The sequence below is a fragment of the Microbacterium sp. bgisy207 genome (assembly GCF_057706855.1).
Genome location: NZ_JBYIPB010000003.1, coordinates 245786 through 260440, shown reverse-complemented (window position 1 = coordinate 260440; position 14655 = coordinate 245786). Strand labels below are relative to the sequence as shown.

Sequence of the window (14655 nt, the reverse complement as noted above, 5' to 3'; positions counted from 1 at the left end):
CTTCAGGCTCGCCTATCCGGCTCGATGGGGAACTGCATCTCGGTCCGTGCCAGTGAGATGTCGTCGGGCCATTCGAGGTAGACCTCGCGCGAATAGCCCGTGGTGCGGAACGCGTTGGCGCGTAGCCACTCGAACACGGCTGGAGTGGTGTCGACATCGACCGTCTCCATGTCTCCGTGATGGATGGCGACAGCAGCCAGCTCGATACCAGGAAGGTCGACGATGTCGACCCCCGGGACGTGTGTGACGGCACGAGGGACCGGGACGCCGACGTGGACGCTGATCGCGCCATCGTCCGTATCGTCGTAGTACGCGATCGACGGCCCGCCCGCGGCGACACCGGCTGCCTGCAGCGCCTCGAACAGTCGAGGGTATAGCGGCTGGATGACCGGACTGATGTCGGCAGGGTCGAACGTGGGGCTGACTCCGGATGCCACCGCCAGGTGCGCGCCGGGGATTGATCTCGTGGTGATGTCCAGCTGCGAGGTCTCGTGCGTCATGGAATTCTCCAACCGTTGGATGTGGGTTTCGATGCGCCGCAGCCTGGCGTCGGCCTCGTCGCGTTCTGACTCGAGTTCGGCGCGCCGCAGCAGCAGCATCCCGCGGAGTTCGGCAGGACTCACGTCGCCCTCCGTGATCCGCTTGATGTCGCCGAGCGGAAACCCGAGGCCTTTGAGCGCGACGACCCGGAGGAGGTCGGCGAGCTGGGTCTCGTCGTAGCGGCGGTATCCGCTGTCGTCGACCTCGGCGGGAATGAGGATGCCAAGCGCGTGGTAGTGCCTGAGCATGCGCGGCGTGACGCCACCGAGCTGTGAGAGGTCGCCGATCGAGTACATGAGCCGACCGTACGGGCTGACACCGTGTGAGGGTCAAGCTCGTTCTCGGCGGGCACCTCTAGCGCGCTAGAACCACGTGAACGGGATGATGGCCGTCAGGACGACGCCGAGAATGAAGATCCCGCTACTGACGCCGATGAGAATCCACTGCGCGCGGCGGTTGCGGATGACGGCGGCGATACCAAGAAGGAACAGCGAGATGGCCATCAGCACGGTGTTCAGCGTCAGTCGATCGCTGTACTGATTGGCTTCATCGCCCTCGGCCAGTAGCGCCTCGGCCTCGGCATCCGTGTCCGACCATGCCGCCCCTCGAGTAGGCCGACGCCTGCTGACCGCCGTACAGGGCCGCTGGGAAAGAGACGTACGCCGTCGCCACCGAGACGACGCCGAGGAGGATGACGATCAACAGCTGCAGGTCGTCGAAGAACGATCGGCGGGGTGCCGTGATCGCGTTGGATGAGATGGACACGAGCGAGATCGTACTGCCCCCGAGAGGGTGTCGATGACCGAGCCGCAGGTCGGGCTGTCGCAGATCAGTCGTACGACGACGTGATGCCGAGGTACTCCTCCAGCGAGAGCCCGCTGTTGTACACGGCCGTGGCCACGTCGACCCCGAGATAGCGCAGGTGCCAGGGTTCCCAGATATAGCCGGTGACCCCCTCTTTGCCCTGGGGGTACCGCACGATGAAGCCGAACCGATGCGCGTTGGCCGCGACCCACTGTCCCTCGGGCGTGTACCCGAAGGACTCGGTGATCGTGTTCAGATCGAACGCGAGCCCCGACTGGTGCTCGCTGTGTCCGGGTCGCGCGGAGTAGCGGTCTGCGGCGGCCGAACCGTCGCGGGACGCGTAGCTGTTGTACACCGAGACCTGGGTCGAATAGGAGCGGAACCCGCTCGCGATCCAGAGGTTGTGGCCGAGTGAGGCGGCTTCGGCCCGCATGCGTTCGAACGCTGCCAGCGTGTCACCCGTGAGTCCGTTCCCGTACCAACTCGGAAGCCGGTAGGTCTTGTTGACGATCAGGATGCCGTTCACATAGGTCGGCTGGATGTCATCGTCCGTGGACCCGCCGCCGCGGGACTGGGCGGCCTCGGCCGCCGCGTGGGAATCTTCGACGGCCGTCCACGCCGACTGGTAGGCGCTGATGCGGTCGGATGCGGACCCGGCTGCCGGGTCCGCGAGCGCTCCGAGCGCCGTCGCGTACGCATCCTTCGTCTCTTGAGTAGCAAGCTCCGGCACCTCGGCCGCTGCGCCGTGTGCAGCCGCGGCGGCAACGACGGCCTCGATCCGGCCGCGAGTGGTATCCGCGGCGGATTCCAGCTCGGTGACGGACCGCTCCGTCCCCGCGGCTGCGTCGGCGAGGCGGGTGGCTTGCGCGGACAGGGCCTGCGCCTGTGCCAACTGCGCTTCCCGGCCCTCAGGAGCGGCGGGCGTCGAGCGCGGTTCCGGTTCGGAGGGCGAGGCGGTCACCTCACCCGGAGACACGATCGTGAGCAGGCCCGCAGCGACCAGGGCATCCAGTGACGCGCGCAGCGTGTCGAGGGTTGCCGAGTCGTCGATCATCTCCGGGTCGGTGACCTCGAGGACCCGCGACGCTTCCGCTGCCACGGTGACGGCATCCGACTGAGCGGCGCTGAAGGACGCGGCGGAGGCATCCATAGCCTCGCCGGCCGACGTCCAGGCGGAGAGAGCGTCGTCGAAGGCCGCTCGGGCCTTCGCATTGTCGGTGGTGATCGTGCCGACGACGCCGGCTGTGGTGAACGCCGCAGCAAAGCCGAGGAAGGTCCGGCGCGCGATCGCGCGATCTTTTCGGCTCGAACCCATGTGGACCAGGGTAGTGCGCGCGGGACCGGGTACCGTGAACTCGTGAGTTCGGAAAGTCGCAGCCTCGTCGCGCGGCGAGGGAGCGTCCGCCGGCGAGGTCCTGCTGCGTCGGCCATCCGCACCACGGTGACGGCCGGAGCGGTCTGCGCGCTCGCGATCGGTGCGCTCACGGCAGCGCCGTCCGCGGATGCGGCCACGGACGCACCCGACCTCGCCGGGGTCTCCGCGCCGGCAGGCGAAGTAATCGTCACGGGGGGCGAGCCCACGAGTCTTGCCTCGCGAGCGGCCGCCGCTGTCGCCGGCATGAGCCTCAGTGAACGCGCGGCGAGCGTCATCATGGGGCACATCCCGACGACCGACCCCGCCGCGTTGCGCGAGTACATGACCAGCACGGGTGCTGGGGGATTCATCCTGATGGGTGCGAACATCCCGCCGACGGAGGACCGCTTGCGGGAGGTCACGGCGGCGCTGACGGTGAATGCGGCCGCACCGCCGCTGCTGGGCATCGATCAGGAGGGTGGCGATGTCTCACGGCTGCCCTGGGATGACTTCCCCTCGTCGGTGACGCTGAAGAACGAGCCACCAGAGGCCACCGAACTCGCGTTCGCGGGCCGCGGTGCGCTCGTGCAGAGAGCGGGTATCTCCGTGAACTTCGGCATAGTGGCCGACATCACCGACGACACCGGCATGTTCATCTATCGACGCGCCCTCGGCACGACGCCCGAGAGCGGGGCGTCCCACGTCGCCGCCGCCGTGGTGGGCGAGGAACCCGAGGCGCTCTCGACGCTCAAGCACTTTCCGGGTCACGGCGCGGCGCCCGGCGACTCGCACCGCGGCATCCCGTCGACGGACGAGACCTATGACCAGTGGCTCCAGACGGATGCCGTGCCCTTCGCGGCGGGGTTCGACGCCGGCGCTCCGCTTCTGATGTTCGGGCACCTTGCCTATACCGCGGTCGACGCCGCCCCCGCGACCTTGTCGAGTGAGTGGCACCGCATCGCGCGGGAGGAGCTCGGGTTCGCCGGCGTCGCGATTACGGACGATCTCGGGATGCTGGAGGCGTCGGGGCTGCGCGAGTATCAGGATCCCGTGTCCAATGCCGTGGCCGCCCTTTCGGCCGGGAACGACATGGTGCTGTCGGTGCTGGGAACCACGGCGCAGACTGTGCCGAGGCTGACCGCGGGGATTGTCGCGGCCGTCGAGTCCGGCGAGCTTCCCGCGGAGCGCCTGGACGAGGCGGCTGTGCGCGTGATGACACTCCGTCTGGAGACGGCAGCGGCGGGCCGAGGTCTCGTACCGTGTGGCTCATGTGCGCCGGCGGGCTGAGCCCCGCCGCGGCGTCGGGCCGTGTCAGGGCAGCGGCGGGCCCGGGACGCGCTCGATGAGCTCGGGCGAGTTGTTTCGGACGTTGCCCACTGCCGCCCCGACCGGATAGGCCTCGAGGGTGTCGGCGACGACAGCGGCCGCGTCGACAGCGGCGTCCAGGATGTCTCCCGGGTGATCGACGCTGGGGTCCAGCCACGCGTCGGCGTGGTCGGGATCCATGAACACCGGCATTCGGTCGTGGATCGAGCCCAGCCCATCGGAGGCGGCACGGGTGAGGATCGCGAAGGACAGCACCCATCGGTCGGGGGAGTCGCCGGGCTTCGACGGATCCTTCCACCATTCGTACAGGCCCGCGAACAGGAGCGGCTCGCCCGACTCCGGGTGAATGAAGTAGGGCGTCTTACCCGTCTCCGTGCGGTGCCACTCGTAGTAGCCGGTCACGGGGACGATCGCGCGGCGCTTCTCGAGAGCGCCGCGGAACATGGGCTTGTCCTCGAGCTCTTCGGACCGGGCATTGAACGCTCGCGCTCCGATCGAGAGGTCCTTCGCCCACCCCGGCACGAGCCCCCAGCGAGCGGACTCGAGGCGGCGGATCGGTGGTTCCGACTTCGCAGAGTCCAGCACGATCGCGGCTCGATCCGTCGGTGCGACATTGAACGAGGGGCCCGGCAGATCGTCGCCGACAAGGTCGACGCGCAGCATCCCGACCAGCTCGGTTCCGACGCTTGCCACCACGAATCGTCCGCACACGCGGCCAGCCTACGCGGGGGTCACCCCAGCGGACTGAAGACGGTCGAGAAGGCCCGCTCCGTCGGATGCGGTCACCCACGGCACTTGTGCGGCGGAGTGGTCGTTCACGGCGGTACGACCTCCCGCGAGCACCGCCTCGGCGGGGGAGAGGCGGCGGATCGCGACCGCTGCCACGTGCCCCGGATTGTCGCTTGCAAACGCCGTGTAGATCGCGTCATCGTGTTGGCCGTCGTCGCCGACGAGCAACCAGCGGATGTCCGGGAACTCCTCTGCAAGACGCTGCAGACTGCGCTCTTTGTGGGCGCGACCACTGCGAAACCACCGGTCGTGGGTCGGGCCCCAGTCCGTAAGCAGGAGCGCGCCAGGCGGAAAGAGATGGCGGCGCATGAACCGCACGAGCGTGGGCGCGACATTCCACGCGCCGGTCGAGAGGTACACCACTGGGCTCCCGGGATGTTCACGCGCGAGCCTTTCGAGAAGAACCGCCATGCCCGGGACCGGCTGCCGGGCATGTTCGTCGACGACGAAGGAGTTCCAGGCCGCGAGCAAGGGTCGTGGCAGCGCCGTCACCATGACGGTGTCGTCGACATCTGAGACGATCCCGAAACGCGCATCCGGGGCCACGACGAAGACCCGCGACTCCACCGGTTCGCTGCCCTCGACGGTCATTGTGAAGGTCTGCCACCCCGTGGGCAGGGAGGCGTCCAGGACGACATCCACGACACCTCCCCGATCCGCGGTCACGGTGTGGGTCGTTCCCGCCACCGTGACCTCGACGCGGGCGAATCCCACGGGAACGGCGAGGAAGCTGCGCCAACCGCGCACGGATGCGTACTCGCCGCCGCCGCGCGGCTTTCGCGGGGGAACGATGAGCACTCGTCCGAGCACGCGGATCCACCCGTCACCGCCGTACCCGGGAAACGGGGTCACGGTCGGGGTGAGCCCGCGGGCGCGGGCGCGACGCTCTCGCCAGGTGTGGAAGCGTCGCTCAAGTCGTGCGAGCCACAGGATCTTGGGGGGCGCGGTAGTTTCCTCCGGTCCGGGCACCCGTTCAGTCTGTCATGCCCTCGGCAGTCGAGTTCCGGTCGCGCTCCCCGCTGCGCGTGCCATCGTCATCCGACTCCATGTGCCGCTGCTCGAGCCGGTGCAGGATCTTCTTGCCGAGGAAGATCGCCAGGATGAACGCGGCGATCGCGGCAACGAAGATGTAGCCGGCGTAGTGAGCGCTGTCGGCGAGGTCGCGGTATGTTCCCGCCGCGGCCGACGCGACCGACACGTAGATCGCCGCCCACAGGATGCAGGCGGGTGCCGTCCAGGCCAGGAATCGGCGGTACGAGTACCCCGTCATCCCCACGGTGAGGGGAACCAGCGAGTGCAGCACGGGCAGGAACCGGCTCAGGAAGATCGCGACGCCGCCACGTCGATTGACGTACAACTCCGCGCGGATCCAGTTCCGTTCCCCGATCCGCGCGCCTACGCGTGAGTAGCGAATGCGCGGGCCGAGGAAGCGGCCGAGCCAGAAGCCGATACTCTCGCCGATCAGCGCTCCGATCACGACAGTAACGCCCAGAGCCACGGCCTCCCACGGGGTGGCCACGGCCGTCCCCGCAATGATCACGATCGTGTCGCCGGGGACGACCAGTCCGACCAAGACGCTCGTCTCGAGCATGATCGCGAGGCCGGCCAGGAGCGTGCGCAGCACCGGATCGACAGCCTGCACCGTATCCAGCAGCCACGTCAGCCACTCGTTCATCCTTGAAGCGTAGAGCCGTCGCCACCGTTTAGCCTGAGTGCGTGACCACGCCGCCGTCGACCATTGCGCTGATGGACTGGCTCGACCCGGAGCGCGTGTTCTGCGGGTGGGCGCAGCGGTATCCGAACGTGTTCTGGCTGGATGCCGGCCCCGACGCAGCAGGCGGCCGCAGCTGGATCGGTATCGGCGAACCCGTGGCATCCGAGGCGATCGGCGAGATCGATGTCGGATCCGCCGGTGCGCACCCCGACGGCCGGGCGGCTCCGCGAGGACCGCACCCCGGCGGGTGGGTGGGCTGGTTCGGCTACGAACCTGGGGCGCAGCGCGCCGGCGCGCCCGTCTGGGCGGGCGTCGAGGGCGAAGACCGGTGGATGCGTGTGCTCGCGGTCGTCGAGTTCGACCATGAGCGCTCGATGGTCACGGTCCGCTCGGGTGGCGAGTGCGGCGCGGTGACTGGGGATGCGAGCGAGATCGCGGACCAGCTGCGCCGACTGCCGATGCCCGCCGCGGTACCCGACCCGACGCCGGTCAGCGCAGCCGCTCGTCACGAGGCGTCGGAGTATGCCGCTCTCATCGGGGCGTGCCGTGAGCAGATCCGCCAGGGCAACGCGTATCAGCTGTGCCTGACGACTCGATTCGAGGTTCCGGGTCAGATCGACGCGTCCGTGGCCTACCGGCGCCTTCGGCGCGGCGTCAGCGCCCATCACGGCGGCTTCGTCCGCATCGGAGGGCGGGCGCTGTTGAGCGCGAGTCCCGAGCAGTTCCTCGAGGTCAACGGGGGGCGGGTGCGTACGCATCCGATCAAGGGCACCCGGCCGCGGTCCGCGGATGCCCGTAAGGATGCCGACCTTGTCGAGGATCTGCGCTCCGATGTGAAGGAACGCGCCGAGAACGTCATGATCGTGGACCTGATGCGCAACGACCTGTCGCGCGTCTGCCAGACGGGAACCGTGACGGTCGAGCGCCTGTTCGCGGTGGAGTCCTATCCGGCTGTCCATCAGCTCGTCAGCACCATCGCCGGAGACCTGAACCCGGGGCTCCGTCTGGATCAACTGCTCGCGGCAACGTTTCCCGCGGGCAGTATGACGGGCGCGCCGAAGCTCTCGGCGATGACGATTCTGCACCGGCTCGAGAGCGCACCTCGCGGTGTCTTCGCCGGATGCTTCGGCTGGATCTCGCCGCAGGGAGACCTCGATCTGGCGATGGTGATCCGGTCCGTGGTGGTCGAGCGTGATCGGGCATACGTCGGCGCGGGCGGCGGGATCACGTGGCTCTCGCACCCGCGTGCGGAGGTCGCCGAAGTCGTCGTGAAGGCGAGGGGTCCCCTCGCCGCGATCGGCGCAGTCGTCCCGCGGGGCTGGGCGCAGCCCGACCAGGACTCGTGAAACCAGGCATCCGGTAGCCTGGACAGTGCGCTTTTGCGCCCTCCCCCTGCGTCCCGATTGGTATCCGTTACGTGAGTCAAATGGTCCCTACTGACACCGTTGCCGCCCACGGCCCCGAAGGCGGGTACGACCCGCAGGCGATTCAGGCCAAGTGGCAGGAGCGTTGGGCGGCGGCCGATCCGTTCCGTGCCGGCGGCGCCGAGGACGCTCGTCCCCGCAAGTACGTTCTCGCGATGTTCCCGTACCCTTCGGGCGACCTGCACATGGGTCATGCCGAGAACTACCTCTACTCCGACATCGTTGCGCGCGCGTGGCGGCACCGCGGCTACAACGTGCTCAACCCGATCGGATGGGACTCGTTCGGCCTTCCCGCCGAGAACGCCGCGATCAAGCGCGGCGCCGACCCGCGCGAGTGGACCTACGACAACATCGCGCAGCAGAAGGCCGGATTCCGCGCGTACGGTGTCTCCTTCGACTGGAACCGGGTGCTGCACACCAGCGACCCCGAGTACTACCAGTGGAATCAGTGGCTCTTCCAGCGCCTGTTCGAGCGGGGGCTGGCCTACCGCAAAGAGAGTCCGGTCAACTGGTGTCCAGTCGATCAGACCGTGCTCGCGAACGAGCAGGTCGTCGACGGGCATTGCGAACGGTGCGGCGCGGAGGTCGTCAAGAAGAAGCTCACGCAGTGGTACTTCCGCATCACTGACTATGCCGACCGGCTGCTGGATGACCTGAACCAGCTCGAGGGGTTCTGGCCACACAAGGTGATCCAGATGCAGCGCAACTGGATCGGCCGCTCGGTGGGAGCGGATATCGACTTCGAGATCGAAGGTCGCACCGAGAAGGTCACGGTCTTCTCGACACGTCCCGATACCCTCCACGGCGCGACATTCATGGTCGTGGCCCCTGACAGCGACCTCGCGGCAGAGCTGGTATCCGGCTCGACGTCGGATGTCCAGGCACAGTTCCAGGAGTACCTCGAAGCCGTTCAGAAGCAGACCGAGATCGAACGGCAGAACACCGATCGTCCCAAGACCGGGGTCTTCCTTGATCGCTACGCCATCAACCCCGTCAACGGCGAGCGGCTGCCGATCTGGGCTGCCGACTACGTCCTCGCCGACTACGGTCACGGTGCGGTCATGGCGGTGCCCGCGCACGACCAGCGCGACCTCGATTTCGCGCGGGCCTTCGACCTGCCGATCCGGGTCGTCGTGGACACGACGGCGCCCGCAACCGGCGCGATCCCCGTGATCGGACCCGACGGCCAGCTCCCCGAGGGTGCCGACGACCTCGAGTCGATCGACCCTGCCACGACGGGGATCGCACTGACCGGCGAGGGGCGGATGATCAACTCCGGATCCCTCGACGGCCTGAGCAAGCGCAACGCCATCGCGCGGATCGTCGAAGAACTCGAGGCGGCAGGAACGGGACGCGCATCCAAGTCGTACCGCCTCCGCGACTGGCTCATTTCGCGCCAGCGGTTCTGGGGCACGCCGATTCCGATGATCCACACGCAGGATGGTCGCATCGTTCCCGTTCCCGAAGAGGAGCTGCCGGTGCGCCTTCCCGACGCGCACGGACTCGACCTGGCGCCGAAGGGCACCTCGCCGCTGGGCGCGGCCTCCGAGTGGATGGCCACCACGGACCCCGAGACCGGCGACGCCGCGCTTCGTGACCCTGACACGATGGACACGTTCGTCGACAGCTCGTGGTATTTCCTGCGCTTCCTCTCGCCGGGCAACGACACCGTGGCATTCGATCCGGCCGAAGCGCAGCGCTGGGCTCCCGTCGACTTCTACATCGGCGGCGTCGAGCACGCGATCTTGCACCTCCTGTATGCGCGGTTCATCACCAAGGTCCTGTTCGATATGGGGCTCGTCGACTTCACGGAGCCGTTCTCGAGCCTGATCAATCAAGGCATGGTGATCCTGGGCGGATCGAAGATGTCCAAGAGCAAGGGCAACCTCGTGCTCTTCCACGAGGAGCTCGCGACGCACGGTGCGGACGCGCTGCGTGTCGCGCTCGCCTTCGCAGGACCCGTGGAAGACGACAAGGACTGGAATGACGTTTCGACGACGGGGGCCCAGAAGTTCCTGTCGCGAGCGTGGCGGGTCGCACAGGACGTCACGAGCGAACCGGACGTCGTGTGGGCGGAGGGTGACGTCGCGCTCCGGCGCATCACGCATCGCCTGTGGGCGGAAGCTCCGGGGCTGATCGAACAGACGAAGTTCAATGTCGTCGTCGCTCGCCTCATGGAGCTCGTGAACGCGATCCGCAAGACGATCGACACCGGCGCGGGCCCCGCGGACCCGGCGGTTCGTGAAGCGACCGAAGCGGTGGCGATGGTCCTCGACCTCTTCGCGCCCCACACCGCGGAGGAGATGTGGGAAGCGCTCGGTTACGAGCCGTTCGTCGGTCTTGTCGGCTGGCGGCAAGCCGATCCGACGCTGCTGGTCGAAGACACCGTCACGGCTGTCGTTCAGATCGACGGGAAGGTGCGGGCGACCCTCGAGGTCTCGGCGAAGATCGATGGTGCCGAACTTGAGGCGCTGGCCCGCGCGGACGAGCGGGTGGTGCGTTCTCTCGCCGGCCGCGAGATCACGCGCGCCATCGTTCGCACCCCGAAGGTCGTGAGCTTCAGCACTCACTGAGCGTTCCTCCCCAGGGAACCGTTCAACTCGTGTCTTCCGGCACCTGGGATGCGCGGGCGGTCGGATCGTGAGGCGACCCTAGCGTTGCGGCATGGCTGATGCGCAGGGTCATGATCGTCGGCGGTGGGGCACTGGTGCGGTGATCGTGCTGGCGCTCGGCGCGCTCGCCGTCGCCGTGATCGTGGGCATGGTGCGCAGCACGGGCGCGTCAGCATCGCTGACGCCGGCTCCGGTGACCATCGCCTCGAGTTCGGCATCAGCGTCGCTCTACGTACACGTGTCCGGCGCGGTACGTGCGCCCGGACTCTACGTGCTGCATCCGGATGCGCGGGTCGTGGATGCGGTAGCCGCCGCGGGCGGGTTCGCCGATGACGCCGAGGCGTCGGGCGTGAACCTTGCCCGCCAGGTTTCCGATGGGGAGCAGCTCGTCGTCCCGCGTGTCGGGGATGCCATCGAGAGCGGCACGGCCGGCATCGCGGCTGACGGCCGTGTGAATCTCAACACCGCGGACGAGGGAGCCCTGGACACGCTTCCTCGAGTCGGTCCCGCGATCGCCGCGCGGATCATCGAGTGGCGCGAGACGAACGGTCGGTTCTCGAGTGTCGAAGACCTGTTGTCGGTGCCGGGGATCGGCCCGAAGATGCTCGAGTCTCTGCGCGAGCTCGTGACGGTGTGAGCGGGGCGGGCGATGCCGGGTCCTGAGCGCCGCTGGCGTTCCGCTCGTCTCGTGCCGGCGGCCGCGGTGAGCTGGGCTGTCGCGCTCGCCCTGGTGAATGCACCCGCGGCGGCGCCGGCGGCGGTCGGGGTGCTGGCGGTGGCGGCTGGTGCGGGGGCAGGGATGCTCGTCATCCGCTCGCGGCGGGGCGGGGCGATGCCGGAAGCGCGCGGGGGGATTCGGGAGGCAGGCGATGGGACGCGGACGCCCGCCCGTTCGGTCACCGGCATCGTGGCGGTCATGACCGTCGCATTGGCGGCGGGGGCCGCTGTCGGGGTCCATATCAGCCTGGCGCAGCCGGCGCGGGAGAGAGCGCTGGAGGCCTTCGGAAGTGGTTCCCGGGTGGTCGAGGTGGAGGCGAGGGTCACCGGCAAGGTGGAGCCACGCGGCGGCGGTCAGCGCGCCTTCGACGCGGTGATTCGCCTCATCGGCCCCGACGCAGGATCGACCACCGGATGGACCGATGCCACCGTGAGGGTGTCGAGCGAGCAGGTAAGCAGGGAACTCGATGCGGGCGCGTTGGTTTTCGTCACCGGAACCAGTCGGCCTGCGTATCCGGGCGATCGCGCCGTCGTCCAGCTCGTCGCCCACGAGGCTGAGGTCATCGCGCCGCCCGCCGGTGTGTGGCGTGTCACTGCCGATCTGCGGCAGTCCCTCGTGCATGCGGCGGCGGGCCTTCCCGGCGCCGGGGGCGAACTGGTACCAGGACTTGCCGTGGGGGATACCTCCGCCGTGAGTGCCCAGACGGATGCCGACATGAAGGCATCCTCGCTTTCCCACCTCACGGCGGTCTCTGGCGCCAATTGCGCGCTCGTCGTGGGCATAGCCTTCGTTGTCGCGGCCGGGTTGCGAGCGGGGCGAGGCATCCGCGTGGTCGCCGGGGTCGGGGCGCTCGTGGGGTTCGTCATCCTCGTCACGCCCGAGCCGAGCGTCGTACGCGCGGCGATGATGGCCGGCATCGCGATGCTTGCGGTCTTGCTGGGACGTGCAGGCGCCGGCGTCGCGGTGCTGAGCGCAGCCGTCGTGCTGCTCCTGCTCGTGGATCCCTGGTTGTCGGGCTCGCTCGGGTTCGCGCTGTCGGTGGCGGCCACCGCAGCGCTGCTCACGCTCGCGCGCCCCCTCGCATCTGGCTTGACGCGTGTCATGCCGGCGACGCTGGCACTGGCCTTGTCGGTGCCGCTTTCCGCGCAATTGGCCTGCGGTCCGCTGCTCGTGCTGATCGATCCGTCCCTCCCGGTGTGGGGAGTACCGGCTAACCTGCTCGCGGCGCCGGCAGCTCCCGCGGCGACGGTGCTGGGACTTGCCGCCTGCATGGCCGCGCCCATCCCCGTGGTGCAGAGCGGTCTGGCGGCGATCGCATGGCTTCCGGCAGCCTGGATCGCCGGAATCGCTGACACCACGAGTGCGCTGCCGTTCGCTCGCATTCCTTGGGTGGACGGCCTTCTCGGCGCCGCCTTGCTCGCGCTCACGGGCGGACTCGTCGTTCTCGCAGTCGCGCTGCCGGGAGGCGGCCGGCAGCGCGACCGCATCCGGCGAGTGTCGTCGATCCTGCTGGTAGGGGTCGTGACGGTCTGGGGCTGCGGGGCGCTGGCCACCACGATCAGTCAGCGGTGGGGGATCCCCGCGGACTGGTCGATTCTGATGTGCGATGTGGGTCAGGGGGATGCGGTGCTTGTGCGCAGTGACAGCGCGATCGCGCTCATCGACACGGGGCCGGATCCAGCGCTCGTGAGCGCGTGCCTCGATAGGGTCGGCATCTCCCGGGTCGACCTGCTCGTCCTTACGCACTTCGACAAGGATCACGTCGGGGGAAGTGAGGCGGTGATCGGGCGGGTCGGAAGCGTGCTCCATGGTCCGACCGACGGGCGCGCGGATGAACGGCTGCTCGCGGAGTTCGGCGAGGCGGGCGCCCAGGTGGTTCCGGCGGAGGAGGGGATGTCGGGACTGCTCGGTGCCGCGCGATGGAGCGTGCTGTGGCCGCGCGCGGGCGCGCTCTTCCCCGCGGGGAACGACTCGTCGGTGACCGTGAGCATCGAGGGCGGCGGGGTCCCCCGCTCCCTGTTCCTCGGCGATCTTTCTGCCGATCCCCAGCGGATACTGCGCACGAGCGTCCGGGACATCGTCGAGGTCGTCAAGGTGTCCCACCATGGCAGCGCAGACCAGGATCCCGGGCTGTACGACCAGATCGCTCCCCGCGTTGCGTTGATCGGGGTGGGGGCGGAGAACACTTACGGGCACCCGACAGCGACGACGCTGGGGATGCTGCAGGGCAGCGCAGTGGGGCGCACCGACCAAGACGGGATCGTCGCCGTCGTCGGCGAGGGCGACGCCCTCGCCCTGTGGCGGGAGCGGGCACCTGTCGCGGGCGGCGGTTAGGCTTCTGGCATGGCCGCACCCCGTCGATCGAGTTCCTCGAAGTCGGCGATTCGGCAGGTACCATGGCGCGATCCGCGACCCGCCTCGATCGTGTTGGTGTCGGGACCGGAGGACGTGTGCGCCGAGCGCGCGATTGCCGGACTGCGGGACTATGTCCGCGCCGAGGATCCGGCCGTAGAGATCACCGACCTGCGCGCCGATGACTACGTCGCGGGAACGCTGCTGACTGTCACCTCGCCGTCGCTGTTCGGCGAACCGCGGCTTGTGCGTGTCTTCGGTGTCGAAAAGGCGTCCGACCCTTTCCTCACCGAGGCCCTCGCCTACCTCGAGGCGCCCCAGGAAGGGGCGACCGTTGTGCTGCGCCATACCGGTGCGAGCGTTCGAGGCAAGAAGCTGCTCGATGCGGTCCGCAGCGGCACGACGGATGCCGTTGAGATCGCGTGCCCCGCCATCAAGCGCGACAGCGACCGATACGACTTCGCCGCTACCGAGTTCTCGGCCGCGAACACGCGCATCGCGCCAGCGGCTCTTCGTGCGCTCGTCTCGGCGTTCTCCGACGACCTCACGGAGCTGGCCGCAGCCTGCCAGCAGCTCATCGCCGACGTCGACGGGGATGTGACCGACGATGTCGTCCGGCGCTACTACGGCGGTCGAGTCGAAACGACGGCGTTCGCAGTCGCCGACACCGCGATCGCCGGACGGTACGGTGAGGCGCTGATCACGCTTCGACACGCGTTGGCCAGCGGAGCCGATCCCGTGCCGCTGGTCGCAGCAATCGCATCCAAGCTGCGGACGATGGCCCGGGTCGCGGGGCTTCGCGAGTCCTCCGCGGCGATCGCCGCCCGGATCGGTGTCAAGGACTGGCAGGTCGACCGTGCTCGCCGGGATCTCGCAGGTTGGAACGAGGAATCCCTGGGGCGCGCGATACAGGCCGCGGCGCGAGCGGATGCCGAGGTCAAGGGCGCCTCACGGGACCCCATCTTCGCGCTCGAGCGCCTCGTGACGGTCGTCGCGACGCGCAGCGAGTTCGGCAGCTGACG

13 protein-coding genes are annotated in these 14655 nt (G+C 68.7%); 6 read left to right on the top strand and 7 right to left on the bottom strand.

Translation table 11 applies throughout. The features are described from left to right. Nucleotides 1-2 precede the first annotated feature (2 nt). From AC3ENO_RS04375 to AC3ENO_RS04360, 4 genes are all read right to left on the bottom strand, one after another. A complete protein-coding gene (locus AC3ENO_RS04375) occupies nucleotides 3-836 on the bottom strand; it encodes a MerR family transcriptional regulator (protein ID WP_434969389.1) in 834 nt (277 codons plus the stop codon). Nucleotides 837-902: 66 nt separating this feature from the next. Then, a complete protein-coding gene (locus AC3ENO_RS04370) occupies nucleotides 903-1049 on the bottom strand; it encodes a hypothetical protein (RefSeq protein ID WP_434969388.1) in 147 nt (48 codons plus the stop codon). Nucleotides 1050-1086: 37 nt separating this feature from the next. Beyond that, nucleotides 1087-1305: a hypothetical protein gene (locus AC3ENO_RS04365; RefSeq protein ID WP_434969387.1), complete on the bottom strand. Its 219-nt coding sequence runs from the start codon at nucleotides 1303-1305 to the stop codon at nucleotides 1087-1089. A 64-nt stretch (nucleotides 1306-1369) separates the two neighbouring features. Further along, a complete protein-coding gene (locus tag AC3ENO_RS04360) occupies nucleotides 1370-2659 on the bottom strand; it encodes a M15 family metallopeptidase (protein ID WP_434969386.1) in 1290 nt (429 codons plus the stop codon). A 42-nt stretch (nucleotides 2660-2701) separates the two neighbouring features. On the opposite strand from AC3ENO_RS04360, the gene AC3ENO_RS04355 reads away from it, so the two are divergent. After that, nucleotides 2702-3985: a glycoside hydrolase family 3 N-terminal domain-containing protein gene (locus AC3ENO_RS04355; RefSeq protein ID WP_434969385.1), complete on the top strand. Its 1284-nt coding sequence runs from the start codon at nucleotides 2702-2704 to the stop codon at nucleotides 3983-3985. A 24-nt stretch (nucleotides 3986-4009) separates the two neighbouring features. Here the strand turns inward: AC3ENO_RS04355 and AC3ENO_RS04350 are convergent, their stop codons facing one another. Genes AC3ENO_RS04350 through AC3ENO_RS04340 form a run of 3 tightly spaced genes read right to left on the bottom strand, consistent with a single transcriptional unit; the run spans nucleotide 4010 to nucleotide 6488 of the window. Next, on the bottom strand, nucleotides 4010-4735 hold the full coding sequence (locus AC3ENO_RS04350) for an SOS response-associated peptidase (protein WP_434969384.1): 726 nt from the start codon (nucleotides 4733-4735) through the stop codon (nucleotides 4010-4012). A gap of 9 nt (nucleotides 4736-4744) precedes the next feature. Continuing rightward, nucleotides 4745-5782 carry an App1 family protein phosphatidate phosphatase gene (locus AC3ENO_RS04345; RefSeq protein WP_434969383.1) on the bottom strand — a complete coding sequence of 346 codons (1038 nt, stop codon included), beginning with the start codon at nucleotides 5780-5782 and terminating at the stop codon, nucleotides 4745-4747. 4 nt (nucleotides 5783-5786) lie between these two features. Further along, nucleotides 5787-6488, bottom strand: coding sequence for a DedA family protein (locus tag AC3ENO_RS04340; RefSeq protein ID WP_434969382.1), 702 nt, complete (start codon nucleotides 6486-6488; stop codon nucleotides 5787-5789). Between the two features lie 41 nt (nucleotides 6489-6529). On the opposite strand from AC3ENO_RS04340, the gene AC3ENO_RS04335 reads away from it, so the two are divergent. The 5 genes from AC3ENO_RS04335 to holA all read left to right on the top strand — a co-directional run bounded on the left by AC3ENO_RS04335 (nucleotide 6530) and on the right by holA (nucleotide 14653). Continuing rightward, nucleotides 6530-7873 carry an anthranilate synthase component I family protein gene (locus AC3ENO_RS04335; RefSeq protein ID WP_434969381.1) on the top strand — a complete coding sequence of 448 codons (1344 nt, stop codon included), beginning with the start codon at nucleotides 6530-6532 and terminating at the stop codon, nucleotides 7871-7873. 80 nt (nucleotides 7874-7953) lie between these two features. After that, complete coding sequence (gene leuS, locus AC3ENO_RS04330) at nucleotides 7954-10524, top strand: leucine--tRNA ligase (protein ID WP_434969380.1); 2571 nt, start codon at nucleotides 7954-7956, stop codon at nucleotides 10522-10524. A gap of 91 nt (nucleotides 10525-10615) precedes the next feature. Next, nucleotides 10616-11200: a ComEA family DNA-binding protein gene (locus AC3ENO_RS04325; protein ID WP_434969379.1), complete on the top strand. Its 585-nt coding sequence runs from the start codon at nucleotides 10616-10618 to the stop codon at nucleotides 11198-11200. A gap of 12 nt (nucleotides 11201-11212) precedes the next feature. Beyond that, nucleotides 11213-13615 (top strand): ComEC/Rec2 family competence protein, encoded by a 2403-nt coding sequence (locus tag AC3ENO_RS04320; protein WP_434969378.1) that lies wholly within the window; start codon nucleotides 11213-11215, stop codon nucleotides 13613-13615. Between the two features lie 9 nt (nucleotides 13616-13624). Then, entirely contained in the window at nucleotides 13625-14653 is a 1029-nt protein-coding gene (holA, locus tag AC3ENO_RS04315) for a DNA polymerase III subunit delta (RefSeq protein WP_434969377.1), read from the top strand. Nucleotides 14654-14655: the final 2 nt, after the last annotated feature.